At 60.8% G+C, this 18,547-nt stretch carries 16 protein-coding genes and 1 pseudogene; 9 read left to right on the forward strand and 8 right to left on the reverse strand.

Annotated features, from left to right (window positions below; all coding sequences use genetic code 11):
- Positions 1-38 precede the first annotated feature (38 nt).
- The 3 genes from AABM54_RS07250 to AABM54_RS07260 all read right to left on the reverse strand — a co-directional run bounded on the left by AABM54_RS07250 (position 39) and on the right by AABM54_RS07260 (position 3,301).
- Positions 39-1,367, reverse strand: coding sequence for a toxin-antitoxin system YwqK family antitoxin (locus AABM54_RS07250; RefSeq protein WP_347904596.1), 1,329 nt, complete (start codon positions 1,365-1,367; stop codon positions 39-41).
- A 69-nt stretch (positions 1,368-1,436) separates the two neighbouring features.
- Positions 1,437-2,942, reverse strand: coding sequence for a toxin-antitoxin system YwqK family antitoxin (locus tag AABM54_RS07255; RefSeq protein WP_347904597.1), 1,506 nt, complete (start codon positions 2,940-2,942; stop codon positions 1,437-1,439).
- A gap of 167 nt (positions 2,943-3,109) precedes the next feature.
- Positions 3,110-3,301: a DUF1508 domain-containing protein gene (locus AABM54_RS07260; RefSeq protein ID WP_347904598.1), complete on the reverse strand. Its 192-nt coding sequence runs from the start codon at positions 3,299-3,301 to the stop codon at positions 3,110-3,112.
- Positions 3,302-3,703: 402 nt separating this feature from the next.
- Between AABM54_RS07260 and AABM54_RS07265 the strand changes: the two genes are divergently transcribed.
- From AABM54_RS07265 to AABM54_RS07300, 8 genes are all read left to right on the forward strand, one after another.
- Positions 3,704-4,654, forward strand: coding sequence for a glycosyltransferase family 2 protein (locus AABM54_RS07265; RefSeq protein ID WP_347904599.1), 951 nt, complete (start codon positions 3,704-3,706; stop codon positions 4,652-4,654).
- Positions 4,655-4,657: 3 nt separating this feature from the next.
- Entirely contained in the window at positions 4,658-5,368 is a 711-nt protein-coding gene (locus AABM54_RS07270) for a methyltransferase domain-containing protein (protein ID WP_347904600.1), read from the forward strand.
- Positions 5,369-5,408: 40 nt separating this feature from the next.
- Positions 5,409-5,804, forward strand: a complete 396-nt coding sequence (locus AABM54_RS07275) for a GtrA family protein (protein WP_347904601.1) — start codon at positions 5,409-5,411, stop codon at positions 5,802-5,804.
- Positions 5,801-7,906: a DUF6311 domain-containing protein gene (locus AABM54_RS07280; RefSeq protein ID WP_347904602.1), complete on the forward strand. Its 2,106-nt coding sequence runs from the start codon at positions 5,801-5,803 to the stop codon at positions 7,904-7,906. Before AABM54_RS07275 ends, AABM54_RS07280 begins: the two co-directional genes overlap by 4 nt.
- Before the next feature lie 80 nt (positions 7,907-7,986).
- A complete protein-coding gene (locus AABM54_RS07285; protein ID WP_347904603.1) occupies positions 7,987-10,083 on the forward strand; it encodes a DUF6311 domain-containing protein in 2,097 nt (698 codons plus the stop codon).
- A 75-nt stretch (positions 10,084-10,158) separates the two neighbouring features.
- Positions 10,159-11,094 carry a LysR substrate-binding domain-containing protein gene (locus tag AABM54_RS07290; protein ID WP_347904604.1) on the forward strand — a complete coding sequence of 312 codons (936 nt, stop codon included), beginning with the start codon at positions 10,159-10,161 and terminating at the stop codon, positions 11,092-11,094.
- Positions 11,095-11,159: 65 nt separating this feature from the next.
- Positions 11,160-12,350 carry a low temperature requirement protein A gene (locus AABM54_RS07295; RefSeq protein ID WP_347904605.1) on the forward strand — a complete coding sequence of 397 codons (1,191 nt, stop codon included), beginning with the start codon at positions 11,160-11,162 and terminating at the stop codon, positions 12,348-12,350.
- A gap of 74 nt (positions 12,351-12,424) precedes the next feature.
- Positions 12,425-12,790, forward strand: coding sequence for a 5-carboxymethyl-2-hydroxymuconate Delta-isomerase (locus tag AABM54_RS07300; protein ID WP_347904606.1), 366 nt, complete (start codon positions 12,425-12,427; stop codon positions 12,788-12,790).
- 11 nt (positions 12,791-12,801) lie between these two features.
- Here AABM54_RS07300 and AABM54_RS07305 read toward each other — a convergent pair whose 3' ends face one another.
- The 5 genes and pseudogenes from AABM54_RS07305 to AABM54_RS07325 all read right to left on the reverse strand — a co-directional run bounded on the left by AABM54_RS07305 (position 12,802) and on the right by AABM54_RS07325 (position 17,375).
- Complete coding sequence (locus tag AABM54_RS07305) at positions 12,802-13,737, reverse strand: LysR family transcriptional regulator (protein WP_347904607.1); 936 nt, start codon at positions 13,735-13,737, stop codon at positions 12,802-12,804.
- A gap of 153 nt (positions 13,738-13,890) precedes the next feature.
- Entirely contained in the window at positions 13,891-14,802 is a 912-nt protein-coding gene (locus AABM54_RS07310) for a DMT family transporter (protein WP_347904608.1), read from the reverse strand.
- A gap of 13 nt (positions 14,803-14,815) precedes the next feature.
- Positions 14,816-16,002 (reverse strand): annotated as a pseudogene (locus AABM54_RS07315) (cyanate transporter).
- Between the two features lie 206 nt (positions 16,003-16,208).
- On the reverse strand, positions 16,209-16,679 hold the full coding sequence (gene cynS, locus AABM54_RS07320; protein WP_347904609.1) for a cyanase: 471 nt from the start codon (positions 16,677-16,679) through the stop codon (positions 16,209-16,211).
- A 36-nt stretch (positions 16,680-16,715) separates the two neighbouring features.
- Positions 16,716-17,375, reverse strand: a complete 660-nt coding sequence (locus AABM54_RS07325) for a carbonic anhydrase (RefSeq protein ID WP_347904610.1) — start codon at positions 17,373-17,375, stop codon at positions 16,716-16,718.
- Between the two features lie 109 nt (positions 17,376-17,484).
- Between AABM54_RS07325 and cynR the strand changes: the two genes are divergently transcribed.
- Entirely contained in the window at positions 17,485-18,366 is an 882-nt protein-coding gene (cynR, locus tag AABM54_RS07330) for a transcriptional regulator CynR (protein ID WP_347904611.1), read from the forward strand.
- The last annotated feature ends 181 nt before the right edge of the window (positions 18,367-18,547 follow it).

The raw sequence follows: 18,547 nt of genomic DNA on the forward strand, positions 1-18,547 counted from the left end.
CGTGTGGCGTCGTTTCCCGGGGGTGAATCAGCCGGGTCTTACGTGCATTTTCCTTGCTGGATACCGGCCTGATACTGGCATTCGCTGCTCAGGCTGCCATCTTCCTTCCAGAAGCGCATCCAGCCCTGTTCGCGGCCGTCGACGTAGTCGGTTGAAGATTGCATCTGGCCGTTTTCAAACCAGGAACGCGCGGCGCCCTGAAGCTTGCCGTCCTTGTAGACCCGGAGGTCCTTGAGCTGGCCGTTGTCGTGCCACAGCTTGAACTCGCCTTGCTCGCGGTGTTGTTCGTCCCACTGCGACTGACTGACTTGTACGCCTTGTTCGTTCCAGAGCAAGTCGCTGCGCTGAGTCTCTTTTTCGAACAAGGTTTTCGCTTCTACTTTTCCATTGGCGTAGTAGGTGACTACCCAACCGTCAGGGCTGCTGTTCACGTTATGGCGTTCGGTCTGTACCGCACCGTTCTCAAACCAGGAGGTCGATGCGCCCTCGGCTTTGCCTGCAACGAACGTGCTGCTGTGCTGCAGTTTTCCGCTCGGATAGTACATACGGTAAGGCCCGTCCATCACGCCATTGCGGTAGCTGACGCGTTCGGTGACTTTGCCGTTTTCGTCGTAGGAAGCGTATTCGCCGTCGACCATCTTGCCTTTGCGGTAGACCAGGGTTTTCTGGACCTTGCCGTTCTCGTGGTAGTCGATGCTTTTGCCATCGGTCAGGCCATCGGCGTCGAGTTCGCTGCTGTAGCCGACCTTGCCGTTGTTGCGCAGGACTTTGTACGGATAGACCAGTTTGCCTTTGGCATAGTCTTCGTTGTCGACGTAGCCTTCCAGGCGCAATTTACCGCTGCGCAGGTTGTAGATCTTGACCTTCCAGGCCTTGTGGGCCTTGTCGTAGGGCATCGGTACATTCAGTACGTTTTCGCCCTCGTCGGCGTCGACCGGCAGGTAGTTTTCGCTCAGGTAGAGTTTTCCGTCCACCGGTTGGGCGAGGAACTCAGGGCACGCTTGCGGGGTGCACAGTTCCACGTGGGTGATCACGGGTGGGTGGCCGTTGCAGTCCGACAGCGTCAACACGAAGGTTCTTCGCTCGTCGATGGTTTGCCGGAGTTTCTGCGGTGCTTCCGAGAACGCTTCAACCGGGACTTCGATGGCCTCTGGCGTCAGGTAGGCCTGATTGTTGCCACAGGCATTGGGTGTGGAGAGCGTCATCAGGATCAACGGGACCGGCGCCACTTCAGGCAGGTTCGTCACTTTGCTGTCGACTTCAGTGAAATAGGCGTTCAGCGTGCTGCTGGCCGCCGCCGTGCCCGGCAATACGGCCAGCCCGGAGGCGGTGATGGCCAGGTACATCTTCCAGTGTTTCAAGTACATCGTGCTGCTTCCCTGTCGGTGATCGCCCGAACGCGGAATTGCGCAGGCGGGCGATCCAAAAAAAACGGTTTAAAGCTGAGTGCAGTCGCCAATCCGCTCGCCGGCCTTGTAGGTGCACTCGCTGGACAGCTTGCCTTCCATGTCCCAGTACTGGGTCTTGCCGTCCCGCTGGTCGTCGACGTAGTGGGCAGATGCGTTCAACTGGCCGCTTTCATACCAGTCGCGAGATTCACCCTGGCGCTGCCCATCCTTGTAGATCTTCTGCTCTTTGAGCTGGCCGTTTTCGTACCAGCTGCTTGCCTCACCGATGATTTTTCCATCCTTGTAGGCCGTGTGCTCCTTGAGCTGGCCGTTGCCATACCACTGCTTGAAGTCGCCTTGCTCGCGGCGTTGTTCGTCCCATTGGGATTGCAGGGTCTGGACGCCTTGTTCGTTCCAGCGAGCGAGACTGCGTTGCTTTTCATGCTCGTAGAACTCTTTCTCTGCGACTTTTCCACCAGCGTAATAGGTGATCAACCAGCCATCCGGGTGGCCGTTGACGTTTTGGCGTTCAGTCTGGACGGAACCGTCCTCAAAGTAGGTGATCGCCGGTCCCTGAGCATCACCTGCAACGAATGTGCTGCTGTGCCGCAGTTTTCCGCTCGGGTAGTACGCCGTGTAGGGGCCATCGATTACGCCATTACGGTACGGGGTGCGCTCGGCGAGCTTGCCGTCTTCGTCGTAGGTCAGGGACTCGCCGTCCACCCGCTTGCCGTCGTGAAGTGTGTAGGCTTCTTCGACTTTGCCGTTGTCGTGGTAGGTGGTTTGCAGGCCTTCGAGTTCATCGTTCAGGTAGGTCGCACGCTGGGTGACGATACCGGTCTCGGAATAGGTGACCACTTCGCCCTGACGTTTGCCGTGGACGTCGTTCTGAAAACTCTGACCGAGCTTTCCGTTCGGGTAGTAGGTTTTTGAGCCGTAGACAGGCTTGCCGGAAACGAAATCCTTGGCGTCGACGAAGTAGTCCCGGCGCAGGGTTTTCGATTCAACGTAAAAGACCTTGGCGTGCCAGGCCTTGAGCTTTTTGTCGTAAGGCATGGGCATCGCGATGAAGTACGTCGCCTGGCTTCTGCCAGTCGCCTGGTATTGCTCGTCGAGGTACTGCTTGCCGTCGACCAGTGTGGCCGTCAGCTCGGCGCACTCTTCTGGTGTACAGGCTCTGACTTTCTCGAAGAAGGCGCGCTTGCCGTCGCAGGCGGACAGCGTGAGCAGCAGCGGGGTTTCATCGTCGATCAGTTGCTGGACTTCATCCAGGAGCCGGCCAAAAGACTCATTGGGAACGCCCACCGATTCAGGGGTGAGGTAGACCTCGTCGCTCCCGCAGGCATGCGGGTTGGAGAGCTGCAACAACACGGCGCGACGCAGCTCTGCCTGAGGCACGCCCTGAATCGAGGGCCCTTTTGCGACGTAGCTGGCGTCGGTGTCCATGCCGATGATCACCGTCGGGTGAGCAGGGCGGGTTTCTGCGTGGGTGAGGAGGGGAGATGTGAACGTCAGTAAGGCTAAACCCAGTGACTTCCAGTGTTTGAACGGCATCCTGCATCTTCCATGTGATTTTCCAGAGGGCGAATCATATAGAGGTCGAGTCAGGATGGGGCGAGACGGGTAGGAAAAGTTACCTGAGAAGGGCGTTTTTGCCGGTTGCCCGAAGGCTGTGGCTGGAGCGACTCACGCGCCGGTGAGCCGCTTCGTTAAACGTACGCCTAGATCTCTTTGACGAGCGTCTCGGTGTCGGTGCTTTTGATCAGCCCGATTGCATGCAGGCAATCGGCCTTGTTGACGTAGGACTCACCGCTGGCAATGGTTTCGTGGTTGGCGGCTCTCAAGCGCCAGCGCCATTGACCTTTTCCGGTGACCAGGGTGCCTCGGGTTTGTCTGTAGATTTCAAAATACATACGGCTCGCTCCATGCGATGGCTCAATTACGACAGGTTCCATGACCTGCCCGCGCAGGTTAGCGGTACGGAAAAAATTGGCTATAAATCTTATGTTTCCAATGGTTAGAAAGTATTACGGCATACGCGGCATAGTGCTTCGGCAGTCGATTCCATGCGTTTTTCATTTGCCGGGAAGGTAATGGATCCTACGTCGAAAAAGCCTGAAAACCTGCTGAATCAGCGTCTTGTTTACCCTTGCATCGCCTGGGTGACTGCTGCTTAATACGAACCGCCTGATCGTTCCGGTCATCGTTTTTTGGCGAGGATAGTCTTCCTCGCGGGTTGCAGGACGTGGGCGATAGAGCAAGCAGATTGTCAAAACTCAATAAAAAAGAGCAATCAATTGACTTATCAGCACGGAATGGATCCGACAGACATCCTGCAGCTATCGCTGGTTGTCCCTGTGTTCAATGAAGCCGCCACCGTTGATCTGTTTCTGGCCCGGATTTCTGCGGTCTTCGCCAATGAACCGCAGATCATGCTCGACATCGTGTTCGTGAACGACGGCAGTACCGATGCCACGCTTGCGCTGCTGCTTGAACGACAGAAGACCGATCCACGCGTGCGGATCGTCGACCTGAGCCGCAATTTCGGCAAGGAAGCGGCATTGACCGCTGGCTTGCAAGCGGCCACGGGGCAGGTGGTGGTGCCGATCGATGTCGACCTTCAAGACCCGCCGGAGGTCATTCTCCAGATGGTCGAGCGCTGGCGCGAAGGCTACGAAGTGGTGCTCGGGCGGCGGGTCAATCGTGATTCCGACTCTTGGGCCAAGCAAGTCTCGGCCAATTGGTTCTATCGCCTGCACAACAAGATTGCCGAACAGCGGTTGCCGGAAAACGTCGGCGACTTCCGGCTGATGGACCGCTGCGTGGTCGATGCGCTGGACTCCCTGCCCGAATCGCGGCGTTTCATGAAAGGCCTGTTCGCCTGGGTCGGCTTTCGTACGGCCTACGTCGATTACGTCCGACCTGCCAGGGTGGCCGGGGAGACCAAGTTCAACGGCTGGCGGTTATGGAATTTCGCCCTTGAGGGCATCACCAGTTTCAGCACTGAGCCCTTGCGCATCTGGACATACCTCGGGGCGTTCGTCTCGCTGATATCGTTTGCATTTGCCACCTTCATCATCCTGCGGGCAATCATCCACGGGATCGACGTGCCGGGTTACGCCTCGTTGATGGTCGCGGTGACCTTCCTGGGTGGCCTGCAACTGATCGGGATCGGCGTGCTGGGCGAATACTTGGGCAGGACCTACATCGAATCGAAGCGTCGGCCGGTTTTTCTGGTACGCCGGGTCTACAACGCCAAGGACTAAAGCATGGATCTCAAGGAAACCGATATTCTCGGCGACGGTATCGCGCAACACTGGTACTACCGTTCCAAAGCCGCCGCCATGATCCGTATGCTGGATGGCTATGTCGCCACATCCTTGCTGGACGTCGGCGCCGGTTCGGGGTTTTTCTCCCATCACCTGCTGACCCACTCCAGCGCGTCTCGGGCCTGGTGCGTGGACATCAGCTACGACGCCGACTCTGATGCCACCACCGCCGGAAAACCGGTGCACTATCGTCGCGCGATTGACTCGGTCGATGCCGATCTGGTGTTGTTGATGGATGTACTCGAGCATGTCGATGACGATGTCGGGCTGCTGAAAACCTACGTCGACAAAGTCCCGGTGGGCAGCCGTTTCCTGATCACCGTACCGGCGTTCCAGTTCCTGTGGAGCGGGCACGACGACTTTCTCGAACACAAACGCCGCTACACCCTAAAACACCTCGAGTCGGTGGTGCGCGATGCCGGTTTGCACGTACGCCAGGGCGCCTACTACTTTGGCCTGGTGTTCCCGTTGGCGGCGGGGCTGCGGCTGTTGCCCAAAGGCGCGCAACCTTCGCCACCGCGCTCGCAACTCAAGCGACATCACCCACTGGTCAACTCGTTGCTGAACACCTTGTGCACGCTTGAGCGGCCCTTTATGCGGGCCAATCGCGTGGCGGGCCTGACGGTGTTCTGCCTGGCGGAAAAACGATGACGCCTGCGCGCTGCCGGGCTAAACGCGTGAGTTGCCAGGCATGAACCCGCCGGCCACCTCCGAGCGCTCGGTGCTGATCCGGCGCGCCTTGCGGTTCGGTCTGACCGGGATCGCCGTCACGGCACTCCATGCGCTGGTCGCGGTGCTGTTCATTGAACACGTGCAGGCATTGCCACCACTGGCCAACGGCGTCGCGTTCATCGTCGCCACCGTGGTGTCCTACGTGGTGAATACCACTTGGAGTTTCTCCAGCCGTTTACACGGGCGGACGCTGGCGCGGTTTGTCACGGTGTCGGTCGTGGGTTTTTTCCTGGCGATGCTGGTGGCCTGGATCGCTCAGGTCGCCGGGCTCGACTATCGACTGGGTATTGTCGCCGTGGCGCTGACTCTCCCGGTATTCACCTTTGTACTGCATAACTTCTGGACGTATCGATGAACCAAGCAGGCAAGCGTCTGGCGGTCACACTGTTGCCTCTGTTGATGGGCGTTCTGGCATTTCTCATCGTGGTCGGCCCTCGGGCGCTGAACCCTATGAATATTGCCTGGCTGGATAACGGCGACCCGGCGACCCATTACCTGGGCTGGGTGTTCTTTCGGCACGCCCCCTGGTCGTTTCCCCTTGGCTTGAACCCAAGTTATGGGCTGGAGTTGGGCAATGCGATTGTGTTTTCCGATTCCAATCCGTTGTTCGCGCTGTTGTTCAAACCGTTTTCCGCGTGGCTGCCCGAGCCGTTCCAGTACTTCGGCCTGTGGCTGCTGACGTGTTTTGTGCTGCAAGCCTGGTTTGCCTGGAAGTTGATGGGCCTGCTCACCAGCAACGTCGCATTGCGCCTGCTGGGCGTCGGGTTCTTCCTGTTTTCACCGGCCATGATTGTGCGAATGGGCATGCACCTGGCGTTGGCGGGGCACTTCCTGATTCTGGCGGCGTTGTACCTGGCATTGCGGCCGGGTACCGACCGGCGACGTCTGTATTGGGGGCTGTTGCTGACCAGCGCCGCGCTGATTCATGCCTATCTGTTGGCGATGGCGGCGCTGATCTGGATGGGGGACCTGCTGGGCCGGACCCTTCAGCGCAAGCTGACGCCGATAGCGGCGGGAGTCGAATGGCTGCTGTTGGTGCTGCTGGTTGGCGTGTGCTGTTGGCAGGCGGGTTACTTCAGTGTGGGCAGTGGGGTCATGTCGTTTGGTTTCGGGGTGTACCGGGCCAACATGTTGTCCTTTATCGACGTGAACACCTGGTCTTGCGTGTTGCAGGACATCCCCGGAGTGGTGGGCGACGGTGACGGTTTCGCCTTCCTGGGGTTGGGGGTGATGTTCCTGGCCATATGCGCCCTGGTCGTGCTGCTGCAAGGCGACCGTCAGGTACTGGGCACGGTGCGCAAGCGCCCGATGCTGTTGCTGGTACTGGTGGGGCTGATGGCGTTTTCGCTGTCCAACAAGGTTGGTGTCGGTCCCTACGAATTCACCTATCCGCTACCCGAGTGGGCACTGGCCCTGGCGAACGTGTTCCGGGCGTCGGGGCGGATGATCTGGCCGATGATGTACATGGCGACCTTCGTCGTGCTGTACGTGGTGGTTCGCGGTCACCGTCCGCGCACGGCGATTTACCTGCTGGCGCTGGCGCTGGTGATTCAGGTCGGCGATTCTCGCGTGGGCTGGGACCTGACGCGCAAGCTGCTGATGGTTTCGCCTGAGTCGAAGTGGAAAAGCCCGATGAAAGATCCGTTCTGGCAGCAGGCGGCGTTGCGGTATCAGAACGTTCGCTGGCTCTCGCCGCAGAACTATTCGGCCCATTGGCTGACGCTGGCGGATTACGCCGGCACCCATGGCCTGGCGACGAACGCGGTGTACCTGGGACGGGTCGACAATCAGGCGCAGATGGCCGCACAAGCGGAGGCACAGCGTACGATCACGTCGGGCATCTATGATGCCAACACCCTTTACGTGCTGGAGGAACGGCTGGTGCCGCAAGTGGCGGCCAGCCTTGATCGCTCGGCTCATGTACTGGCCAAAATCGACGGATTGAATGTCTTGGCGCCGGGCTGGAAGCAGTGCGCCGACTGCCCGGCAGTCGCGAACGCCATTGACCCGCTGCAACTGATTACCGAGTTCAAGCACGGTGAGCGCCAGTCGTTCGAACTCGGCAGCCCAGCGACGGTTACCCTGGCCACTGGCTGGTCGGGCAACGAACCGTGGGGCACCTGGTCGTTGGGACACGAGGCGGAAATCATTTTCCGACCGTCCGCCATTGTGCACTCGCTGGTGCTGGAGGCCTCGGCGCTGGTGGGGGCGATGCACCCGCAGCAGCGCGTGGTTATCAGCCTCAATGATGTGCCAGTGCTGTCGACCCGTCTCACGGAGACGGACGTGAGCACCCTTGAGATCGTCCTGACGCCGCAGGCGCAAGCTGCCATCGCGCGTCAGGGGTATGTGCGCATGCGTTTGCAGTTTGCCGATGCCGCCAGCCCGCAGGAGTTGGGCATGAGTGTTGATGATCGTCAGATGGCCATGGGGCTGAGGGCGTTGACCGTGCATTGATGTGCCCGGTGAACGCGTGGTGCCGGGTGGTCAATCGCGCCCGGCGTGATGGTTGTATTGCATAACTGACGGACGTACCGATGACAGAATCAGGCAAGCAACGGGCGATTGCCCTGATCCCTGTGTTGATGGGTGTATTGGCCTTCTTCATGGTGATCGGCCCCAGGGTGCTGGACCCGCAAAACATTGCCTGGCTGGAAAACGGCGATCCGGCCACCCACTACCTGGGCTGGGCCTTCTTCCGGCAGTCGCCGTGGACCTTTCCCCTTGGCTTGAACCCCTCCTATGGAATGGAGTTGGGCAACGCGATCATCTTCTCGGACTCCAATCCGTTGCTGGCGTTGTTGTTCAAACCGTTTGCGGCGTGGCTGCCTCAGCCGTTCCAGTATTTCGGGTTTTGGCTGTTGGCCTGTTTCGTCATGCAAGCCTGGTTTGCCTGGAAGTTGCTGGGGCTGGTGACCGACAGCATCGTGCTGCGCATGCTGGGTATCGGGCTGTTTCTGTTTTCCCCACCGATGATGCTGCGCATGGGCGCGCACCTTTCCCTGGCCGGGCACTTCCTGATTCTGGCTGCGCTGTACCTGGCCCTGCATCCGCAACTGCAACGGCGTCGAGGGGTGTGGGGCCTGTTGTTGTCAGTGACTGCGCTGGTGCATGCCTATCTGTTGGCGATGGTCGCGTTGATCTGGCTGGCCGACCTGTTCGGCAAATACCTGCTGGGCAAGCTGCCCCGACGTACTGCCGTGACAGAAGGCCTCCTGCTGTTTGGGGTGGTCGGCCTCTGTTGTTGGCAGGCCGGGTATTTCAGCGTTGGCGCCGGGACCATCTCCGGTGGTTTTGGCGCTTACCGGATGAACCTGTCGGCACTGGTTGATTCCAACGGCTGGTCGTACGTGTTGCAGGACATTCCCGGTGCGCCGGATGACTACGAGGGGCTCAATTTTCTGGGGTTGGGGGCGATCTTCCTGGCGATTTGCGCACTGGTGATCCTGTTGCAGGGGCGCAGCGGTTTTGTTGCCGCGGTGCGCCGTCGACCGATGTTGCTGCTGGCGCTGGTGGGGCTGACGCTCTTCGCGATGTCGAACCAGATCGGCTTTGGCCTGTTTGAGTTCCACTATCCGCTGCCTTCCGTGGTGATCTCGGCGGCCAACGTGTTCCGCGCCTCGGGGCGGATGTTCTGGCCGGTGTTCTACGTGATTCTCTTTGCGATATTTTTCCTGGTGGTGCGGGGCAATTCGCCGCGTGCGGCCGTGTGCTTGCTGGCCGTGGCGCTGGTGGCGCAGGTGCTGGACACCCGTGGCGGCTGGCTCGGCTTGCGCCACAACCGGATGATGGCGCCCGCGTCGGCCTGGGCGACGCCGATGCACGACCCGTTCTGGGCGAGTGCGGCGGCGCACTACCAGAAGATCCGTTCGCTACAGCCGCAGAACCAACCTGCCGGCTGGAGTGCGATAGCGACCTACGCCAGCCTGCATGGTCTGCCAACCGACGCAGCCTATCTGGGACGCATGGGTAACAAGGCGCTGAAACAGGCGCGCCGCACGGCCACGCAAGTGCTGGACTCCGGCCAGTACGCGGCTGACGCCTTGTACATTCTTGATACCCGCGCATTGCAGCAGGGTGGCCAGCACATCAATACCCAGACTGACCTGCTCGCCAGAATCGACGGCTTCATCGTCCTGGCGCCGGGCTGGAAACAGTGTGCCGACTGCCTGGCAGTGCAGGGCGTGGACAACCCGCTGGCGTTGCTTGCACCGGTCACGCCGGGTGAGCGGCAACTGTTCAATCAGGTGAGCACTCAGTTGGTCAGCGGTTGGTCCGTGCCGGAAGCGTGGGGCACCTGGAGCAACCAGACCGAGGCCGAGATTGCCCTGCGGGTGTCCGCCCCGGTGCATTCCCTGACCCTCGACGCGATTGTCTTCGTGCAGCCCAATCACCCGACCCAGGACCTGATTGTCACCATCAACAACGTACAGGCGTTGTCGGCCCGCCTGATCAAGGCTGATGGCAATCCCATCGAAATCCCCCTCACCCCGGCGTTGCAGCAAGCCATTGCCGCTGACGGCATGATGCGCATCCGTTTGCAGCTGCCGAATGCGATCAGCCCCAAGGCATTGGGCATGGGCGGCGATGATCGGCGATTGGGGCTGGGGCTCAAGGCCCTGACCGTGCAGTAATGCCAATGCTCCCGGCTGTAGACGCCAGCCGGCAGGCCTTTCTACACTGCCCGCAGACGTGGACGAGGGCAGCTGATGAATCGCAATGAACTACGCAAGACCGACATCAACCTGATGGTCGTGTTCGAGACGCTGATGCTGGAGCGCAACGTGACCCGGGTCGCCGAGAAGCTGTTTCTCGGCCAGCCGACCATCAGCTCGGCGCTCAACCGCTTGCGTACGATGTTCAACGACCCGTTGTTCATTCGCGTTGGCCACCGGATGGAACCGACGGCGCGGGCCGAGGAAATCATTCAGTACTTGTCGCCGGCGCTGGATTCGCTGTCGGCGGCCCTGAGCCGGACCCACGATTTTGACCCGGCCAGCAGCACCATGACCTTTCGCATCGGCCTGTCGGACGATGTTGAATTCGGCCTGTTACCGCCGCTCTTGCGAGCCTTGCGTCAGGAGGCGCCGCAGGTGGTGTTTGTGGTCCAGCATGTCGATTACTGGCGCATCCCCGACCTGTTGGCCTCCGGCGACATCACCGTGGGCATCAGCCAGACCCGTGGCCTGCCGGCCAATGCCAAGCGCAAGTTGCTGCGCCATATCCAGCCCAGCGTGTTGCGCGCCGACGCCTCGGACACCCCGCTGACCCTGGACGAGTACTGCGCGCGCCCCCACGTGCTGGTGTCGCACACGGCCAACGTCAGCGGGTTCGCCGATGAGTGGCTGGCCGAGATCGGGCGCAAGCGTCAGGTGGTGTTGTCCGTGCCGCAATACAGCGCCTTGCCGGCATTGCTTGCCGGCACCGACCTGATCGCCAGCCTGCCGGACTACGCCGCCACGGCCATGGCGGCGTCCGGGTTATTGTTCACCGAGCCGTTCCCCTTCAAGACGCCGACCCTGGACTTGTCCATGGTCTGGTTGAGCCACGTCGACAACGACCCGGCCGAGCGCTGGTTGCGTTCGCGGCTCGAAGCGTTCATGAGTGAGCGCGGCGAATCGGCAGTGCTCGCAGCGGGCGCTTGATCGTTCGGGGTGGGGCTGCTTTGCTGTCAGCGTTCTCTCTCAGCCATTGTCCGGAGACCTTTTCCATGAGCAGTTCCCGTTCTTTACTGCGTGGGCGCGGCAGCCACGACAGTGGCAAGGTCGGCATGGTCGAATTGTTTTTCGACCTGGTGTTCGTGTTCGCGGTGACCCAACTCTCCCATTCCCTGCTCGCGCAGCTGTCGATCACCGGCGCGGTGCAGGTGGCGTTGATGATGGTGGCGGTGTGGTGGGTGTGGATCTTCACGTCCTGGGTCACCAACTGGCTCGACCCGGAAAAACTGCCGATCCGTCTGGGCCTGTTCGGGCTGATGGTGGCAGGGCTGCTGCTGTCGTCGTCGATCCCCAAGGCGTTTACCGACAAGGGGTTGTTGTTTGCCGGTGCGTTCGTGTTCATGCAGGTGGGGCGCACGGTGTTCGCGATCTGGGCGGTGCGTGGCGAGCCGCTGAACATGACCCGCAACTTCCAGCGCATCCTCGCCTGGATGGTGCTGTCCGGGGTGTTCTGGATCGGTGGCGCGCTGCTGGAAGGTGATCGGCGCCTGGCCTGTTGGGCCGTGGCGTTGCTGATCGAACTGATTTCCCCCTCGCTGTACTTCTGGGTGCCGGGCCTGGGGCGTTCGACGTTGACGGACTGGAACGTCGAAGGCAATCACATGGCCGAGCGCTGTGGCCTGTTCGTCATCATCGCCCTTGGGGAGTCGCTGCTGGTGACCGGCGCGACCTTCGCCGAGCTGACCCTGGACGGGCAGTCGCTCAGTGCGTTCCTGATTGCCGTACTCGGCAGCGTGGCGATGTGGTGGGTGTATTTCGACACCGGCGCCGAGCGCGCTCACCACCGCATCGCCCATTCCGACGACCCCGGGCGTCAGGCGCGGATTGCCTACACCTACTTGCACGTGTTGATCGTGGCCGGGGTCATTGTCAGCGCCGTGGCCGATGAACTGGTGCTGGTGCACCCGGGCCATGCCTCGGACGCCGGGATCATCGCCATCATCGCCGGCCCCTGGCTGTTTCTGCTCGGCAATGCGCTGTTCAAGTTTGTGATGGCCGACCGTATCCTGCCGCCGCTGTCCCATCTGGTAGGGCTGGCATTGTTGCTGGTGCTGCTGCCGTTTGCGCTCAACCAGCTGTTTTCGGCGCTGCTGCTCGGCGCGCTGACCACCGCGATTCTGATACTGGTGGCCGCGTGGGAAACCCTCGCGCTGCATGAGAAGGTTACCTTGCCGGGGCACTGAACAGTACCGGGCTGAACCGCGATTTTTCTGTGTTATAGCGACAACTATTCGTACACCCACCCAGGAGCTTTGCAATGCCTCACCTGCACATGGAATACACCGACAACCTGCCGACGCTCAATCCAGACGTGGCATTGCTGCGCCTCAACCAGGCGCTGGTGGCCTCGGGGCAGTTTTCTGCGGAGTACGAAATCAAGAGCCGAGCGGTGCAGGTCGCCCGTTTTCGGGTGGGCACCGGGCTTGGGGAACGAGGCTTTGTGCACGTGAAACTGGCGCTGCTGAGCGGGCGTTCGCCAGAGGTCAAGAAGCAACTGTCGGACAGCCTGTTGGCGGTCGTGCAGGAGTTGTGCGAATGGCCGGCCGGTGTTGAGTTGCAGTTATGCGTGGAGATCAAGGACATCGAGCGAGCGTCTTACAGCAAGATCTTCCTCGGCCAATAATCCCGACCGGATCAGCTCAAGCCCTGTTCGGCGCAGGCCTTGAGTACCTGATCGCGTAGCCAGGTGTTAGCGCTGTCCGGGTCGCTGTTCTGGCTCCACTGCATGTTGAGGGTGAAGCCAGGCAAGCCATTGGGGGCTTCGCAATGGTTGAAAATCGTGTCTTTGGCCAGCAGCTTCTGGATGCGCCGCGGCAAAGTGAGGATGAAATCGGTGCCGGTGATCATCTTCAGGGCCGCGCTGTAGCTGTTGGCGCGCGCCACGATCTGCCGTTTGTACGCCTGGCGTGCAAGCCAGCCATCGACCATGTTGGTAGTGGACGTCCATGGCGTCGGGAACACATGGCGCCGCTCGACAAAGGCTTGCAGGCTGAAGCGCGGTTCAAGCGGCGTCGCGCGTTTATCAAAGACACACACAAGGTCGTCCTCGACCAACACCTGTGATTTGAAATCGGGGTGGCTGCGATGAAAGTTCGGCCCGAAACAGATCACCAGGTCGAGGCTGCCATCGCGCAGTTCATCGGCCGGGATGTCGGTTTCGAGTTTGTGCATGTTGACGATCACCGGCAGGTCGGCAAAGTCGAAATTCTTCAGCAGCCTCGGCAGGATCAGGTGCTCGAAATACTCCGGCGCGCAAATGTTGAACGTCACGGCCTGACGGGTCGGGTCGAAAGTGGCGGGGCCGGCGTGGCACAGGTTGATGCTTTCCAGAATCTTCAGCACATGGGCGTACATGGTGCAGGCTTTGTGCGTGGGACGCATACCCGTGCGGGTATTGATGAACAGATCGTCCTCGAAACTGGTGCGCAGTTTCTTCAGGCAGTAACTCACGGTGGACTGGCTGACAAAGAGCGCTTCCGACACGCCGGTAACGCTACTTTGCTGATACACGGCGATAAACACCATTAAGTCCTGCATGTCGAGCTTTCTAAGCAAGTTACTGTTCAGCATCCGTTCCGTCTCGATGACTCCTTGCGCAGGTTGTGCGCAAACGTGTGCGAACGATGCTAACGGAACGATGGTCCCAGGAGAATGCCCCGTAGGACCTTTCACGGACAAGTGTGGGACAGAAACTGTAACGAACACGACCTTTGGCTTTTGGGCCTAGGCGACCACGCTGTGCGAACGTCGACTCGAGACCACCAGCGCCAGCATACCGAGGCCCACCAGCAGCGCTCCGGCGATTTCCTGGGGTTGCGGTGACTGACGCAGCGTGAACCAATGGAACAGGGTTACGAACAACGTGCTCAGGTAGATGTAGGAAATGACCGTGGACGGTGCAATCACGCCGATCGCCCGATGCAACAACCAGAACGTGGCCAGGGTGGCAAACAATGCCAGGTAGACCAGCCACAACACGTCCGTTGTCGACAGCAGGGCGCCAGTGCGCCAGCCGCCGCTGAACAGGCAATACCCGAACAGAAACAGCGCGCCGAACAGCATGTTCCAGAACGTCATCGCCACCGGGCCCCGTCCCTTGAGGCTGTGTTGTTTGAGCCGCTGGCTCAGGGGCGAGTAGAGCGCCATCGACAGGCATCCGCTCCCGTACACGGCCACCGCATAGAGTGACGGCCATTCACCGTGCCCACCGCCCTTGAGGATCAACAGCAGCGCGCCGGACGCGGCAACCAGCATTGGCAACAGACGACTTTTCGAGCGGCTTTCGGGGATCAGGACCGCTTCGAACAGCAAGGTCATCAGCGGCACCAACGTGAACAGCGTCCCGGTGTTGACCGCCGAGGTGTAACGCAGTGCCTCAAACAACGAGCCGAAGTACACCGCCAGCAACAGCCCCAGCAACGCGTGGCCGAACAGGCCTCGGGCGGTCATGGGCGTGGTGCCTTTGAGCAGCAGCATCGGCAGGAACACCAGCGCTGAAAACAACAGCCGCAGGCCGGTCAGCAGGACCGGGTCGATGGCCTGGCTGACTTGTGCGGCGGCGAAAAACGACGCGGCGATCAACAGTGCCCAGAGCAGCATGCCACCGTGGGCGGTGGCGAAACCTGCGTGTTTCATCGTGTGTACTCGCTCATTGAATGTGTCTGGCGTAGTGCCGTGGATCGAAGCGCAGCACTATCAGGATCATCACGGCCATGACCCCGGTGAGCGACCACCAGGGCCCCACTCGAAGCTGCCCAGTTGATCGCGGATCATCCCGGCGATCAACGGCGAGAGACCGGCGATCAGGTAGCCGATGCCTTGTACGAACGCGGTGAGGTGCCCGGCGCGTTGCGGGTTGTCCAGGTGATCGAGCGAGACAATCAGGCTCATTGGGAACAGCCCGCCGATACCCAGTCCCAACAGGCAGGGCCACAACAGGCTCAGATGCTGCGGGCTGAGAATCAGGCCACAGAAACCGGCGATGATCAGTGCCAGCAACACCACCAGCACTTGGCGTCTGTCGCGACTGCGGTTGGCGATGGCCGGCGTGACCAGGCCGGAAATGACTTCCATGGCTGTCAGAAAACCCAACAACAGACCGGCGTTCTGCTCACTCCACCCCTTCTCGACGTAGTACGGCGCCAACCACGCCAGCACACAGGTGTAGGACGCCGTGCCCAAGCCAAAGAAGATCGCCAGCAACCAGGCACGGCGGTTACCGATGAACGAGGTTTTGCGCGCCGGGCTGGCGGTCAGGGCAGGCATCGCCGAGCGCTGGGCATACCAGATCGCCAGGGCCAGTACCGCCAGTACCGCCCAGATCGCCAGGCCCAGGCGCCAACTGCCGGTGCGGCTCATCACCAGCGGGGCGAAGGAGGCGGCAATCGCCGCGCCGCCCATGATCGAGGTGACATACACCCCCATGAACAACGAGACGTTGTTGCTGAACCGGGATTTGATCAGCGCGGGCATCAACGCCTGAATCAGGGCGATCCCGACTCCCGCGAGCATGGCGCTGAGGATCAGCCCGAGCGCCGAGTCGAGGAACAGTCGCGACACGGTGGCCAGGCCAATGATCAGCAGCGACACCACCACAGTGCGGTGTTCACCCAGGCGTTGGCTGACGGCCATGCCGAAGAACATCGCCAGCCCCATGGCCATGACGGGCAGCATGGTCAGCAGCGATGCCAGGCTGAAACTGAGGGGGATGTCCCCACGAATCGCCGACAGCAACGGACCGACAGCGGCCATTGAAGGGCGCAGGTTCAAGGCGACGAGAATGACACCGAGCATGAGCCAGGTAGCGGGGCGGGTTGTTGTGCGAACGTTTTCCATAACCGGACCTTGTGGGACAAGGCGTGATTAGGCGGTGCGCAGCATGAAGCGGCAAATCAGAAAGTAGAGGGGTGGTATTTAAAAATTAAATACCTGGCCTGGTCATGGCTTGTTATCCGGGCACGGCTGAAAACAATCGCGGGCGAGCCTCGCTCCATGCGCGAGGCTCGTCCGCGATCAGGTTCGCAGAACGTTCAGTCGTTCAATCAGAATGGCTTGGTCGGCAGGTACTTGCCATCCAGGGTGATCACCGCACGGGAACCACCGTCCGGGTCTTCGACTTTCTTGATGTCCAGTTTGAAGTTGATGGCGCTGATGATGCCGTCGCCGAACTGTTCGTGGACCAGTGCTTTCAAGGTCGAACCGTAAACCTGAAGCATTTCATAGAAGCGGTATACGGTCGGATCGGTCGGGATGCCGCCCTGAATACTGCCGCGCAGGGGTACGCTTTGCAGCAGGCGGCTGGCGTCCTGGTCCAGGTCGAGTTTGGCGCAGACCACGTCGGCGGCCTCCACTGGCAGCGGGTGCTGGCCGAGCAGGGCGGCGGTGACGAACGCCAGGCTCAGGCCGGTGCCGTCGGTGAGGTCCTGCCACGACAGGTTTTTGCGGGCCTTGAGGTCGATGATGGTGTCGGCGAGGGCCAGGCGTGGGGCTTGAGCGAATTGAGATTGCAGCATGGTGATTTCCTCTTTCGTTATGTAGGCAATTGGGTTTCAGGCAGCGTGCGGCTGTTTGCGGGTCAGCGCGCAGGTTGTCGGGTGATCGGCCAGCGAGACGAAGCGCTGGGTATCGCCGTCGAGGGCGACGATCGAACCACTTTCGATGTCGTAGACCCAGCCGTGCAGGTTCAGGCGCCCCTGTTCCAGGGCCAGCGCCACCGAAGGATGAGTCTTGAGGTTAGCCAGTTGGGCGACCACGTTTTCGCGGACCAGCGAATCCAGGCGAGCTTCGGGTGAAGCGTGAATGCGGGCGGCGTTGACCACCTTGGCCGACTCGGCGTGGCGCAGCCAGTTGGCGACGGCAGGCAGGTGGTCCAGGCATTTGCAGGTGGAGATGGCGGTCATTGCACCGCAGTCGGAGTGACCGCAGATCACAATGTCGCTGACGCCGAGCACGGCAACCGCGTATTCGACCGTGGCCGAGACGCCGCCCGGTTCCGGGCCGTAGGACGGCACGATGTTGCCGGCGTTGCGGATGACAAACATGTCGCCGGGTTCTTGCTGGGTCAGCAGCTCCGGGACTACGCGGCTGTCGGAACAGGTAACGAACAATGTGCCGGGGCTTTGGGTGGTGGCGAGTTGTTTGAACAATTCGCTGCGTTCCGGGAACGCATCGCGTTGAAACTTCAGGAAGCCGTCGATGATGTCTTGCATGGCGTGTTCTCCTTGCGTCGTTGATGGGGCAAGGATGAAAGTTTTCAGCTATAGCGTCCAAGACCGGCTTATTATGGTTTCTATAAGCCACACCTATAGTTGAGCCGCCATGCTGCTACGTCATATTCGTTACCTGCTCGCGGTTGCCGAGCACCGCAACTTCACCCGGGCCGCCGAGGCCTTGCATGTCTCGCAGCCGACGCTGTCGCAGCAGATCAAGCAGCTTGAAGATGTGCTGGGTGCGCCGCTGTTCGACCGTTCCGGGCGCACGGTGCGCTTGACCGATGCCGGTGAGGCGTACGTACGTTTTGCACGGTTGGCGTTGCAGGACCTGGAGGCCGCCAAGCGAGCGATGCATGACGTGCAGGACCTGACGCGCGGTTCACTGCGGCTGGCCATGACGCCGACGTTCACCGCGTACCTGATCGGCCCGTTGCTGGCGCGTTTCAACAGCCTGTACCCGGGCGTCAGCGTGAGCGTCGAGGAGATGACCCAGGACCGTATCGAGTCGGCGCTCGCCGAGGACCTGCTGGACATCGGCATCGCCTTTACCGGCAACCACCTGAGCGACATCGACAGCCAGCCATTGTTCAGCGAAACCCTGAGCCTGGTGGTGAGCCAGAACCATCCGGGGTTTCTTGATCGCCAGTCCCTGAATGCCGAGGCTTTGGGGCAGCAGTCGCTGGTGTTGCTCAGCGGTGATTTTGCGACCCGCCAGCACATCGACCAATATTGCCGTCAGCACAACATCGCGCCACGCATCGCCATCGAAGCCAATTCAATCAGTGCGATTGTTGAAATCGTCCGCCGTGGGTTGCTCGCCACCATCCTCCCCGAAGCCATTGCCCGCGAGCTGCCGGGGCTGCGCCCGCTGGCGGTGCATCCGGGCTTGCCACAGCGGCGGGTGGCGCTGCTCAGCCGCAAGGGCGCTTACCGCAGCGCGGCGTGTCAGGCGTTTATAGAATTAGTGGCAGCGCTGGGGAATGTTTAGCGAGTCTGCAACCAAGGTTCTTCAAGTGTGGATTTAACGGCGCAACGGGCCGTGTGACGCTGCGGGCTCCTGTGTTCTGCGGTTTTCTTTATGGACGGTTGGTCAGTCGACACTTCCCCCGAGGCTTTGCCGGGCGCCCCTGCGTCATGCCATCAGCCTTGCCGTCGATTCGCGCCTTGCG

Origin of the sequence: Pseudomonas purpurea, assembly GCF_039908635.1 — a bacterium.
Classification (GTDB): Bacteria; Pseudomonadota; Gammaproteobacteria; order Pseudomonadales; family Pseudomonadaceae; genus Aquipseudomonas; species Aquipseudomonas purpurea.

Coding starts and splice junctions, on each gene's coding strand:
- AABM54_RS07250 (WP_347904596.1), bottom strand. CDS start 1,367: ATGTACTTGAAACACTGGAAGATGTACCTGGCCATCACCGCCTCCGGG.
- AABM54_RS07255 (WP_347904597.1), bottom strand. CDS start 2,942: ATGCCGTTCAAACACTGGAAGTCACTGGGTTTAGCCTTACTGACGTTC.
- AABM54_RS07260 (WP_347904598.1), bottom strand. CDS start 3,301: ATGTATTTTGAAATCTACAGACAAACCCGAGGCACCCTGGTCACCGGA.
- AABM54_RS07265 (WP_347904599.1), top strand. CDS start 3,704: ATGGATCCGACAGACATCCTGCAGCTATCGCTGGTTGTCCCTGTGTTC.
- AABM54_RS07270 (WP_347904600.1), top strand. CDS start 4,658: ATGGATCTCAAGGAAACCGATATTCTCGGCGACGGTATCGCGCAACAC.
- AABM54_RS07275 (WP_347904601.1), top strand. CDS start 5,409: ATGAACCCGCCGGCCACCTCCGAGCGCTCGGTGCTGATCCGGCGCGCC.
- AABM54_RS07280 (WP_347904602.1), top strand. CDS start 5,801: ATGAACCAAGCAGGCAAGCGTCTGGCGGTCACACTGTTGCCTCTGTTG.
- AABM54_RS07285 (WP_347904603.1), top strand. CDS start 7,987: ATGACAGAATCAGGCAAGCAACGGGCGATTGCCCTGATCCCTGTGTTG.
- AABM54_RS07290 (WP_347904604.1), top strand. CDS start 10,159: ATGAATCGCAATGAACTACGCAAGACCGACATCAACCTGATGGTCGTG.
- AABM54_RS07295 (WP_347904605.1), top strand. CDS start 11,160: ATGAGCAGTTCCCGTTCTTTACTGCGTGGGCGCGGCAGCCACGACAGT.
- AABM54_RS07300 (WP_347904606.1), top strand. CDS start 12,425: ATGCCTCACCTGCACATGGAATACACCGACAACCTGCCGACGCTCAAT.
- AABM54_RS07305 (WP_347904607.1), bottom strand. CDS start 13,737: ATGCTGAACAGTAACTTGCTTAGAAAGCTCGACATGCAGGACTTAATG.
- AABM54_RS07310 (WP_347904608.1), bottom strand. CDS start 14,802: ATGAAACACGCAGGTTTCGCCACCGCCCACGGTGGCATGCTGCTCTGG.
- cynS (WP_347904609.1), bottom strand. CDS start 16,679: ATGCTGCAATCTCAATTCGCTCAAGCCCCACGCCTGGCCCTCGCCGAC.
- AABM54_RS07325 (WP_347904610.1), bottom strand. CDS start 17,375: ATGCAAGACATCATCGACGGCTTCCTGAAGTTTCAACGCGATGCGTTC.
- cynR (WP_347904611.1), top strand. CDS start 17,485: ATGCTGCTACGTCATATTCGTTACCTGCTCGCGGTTGCCGAGCACCGC.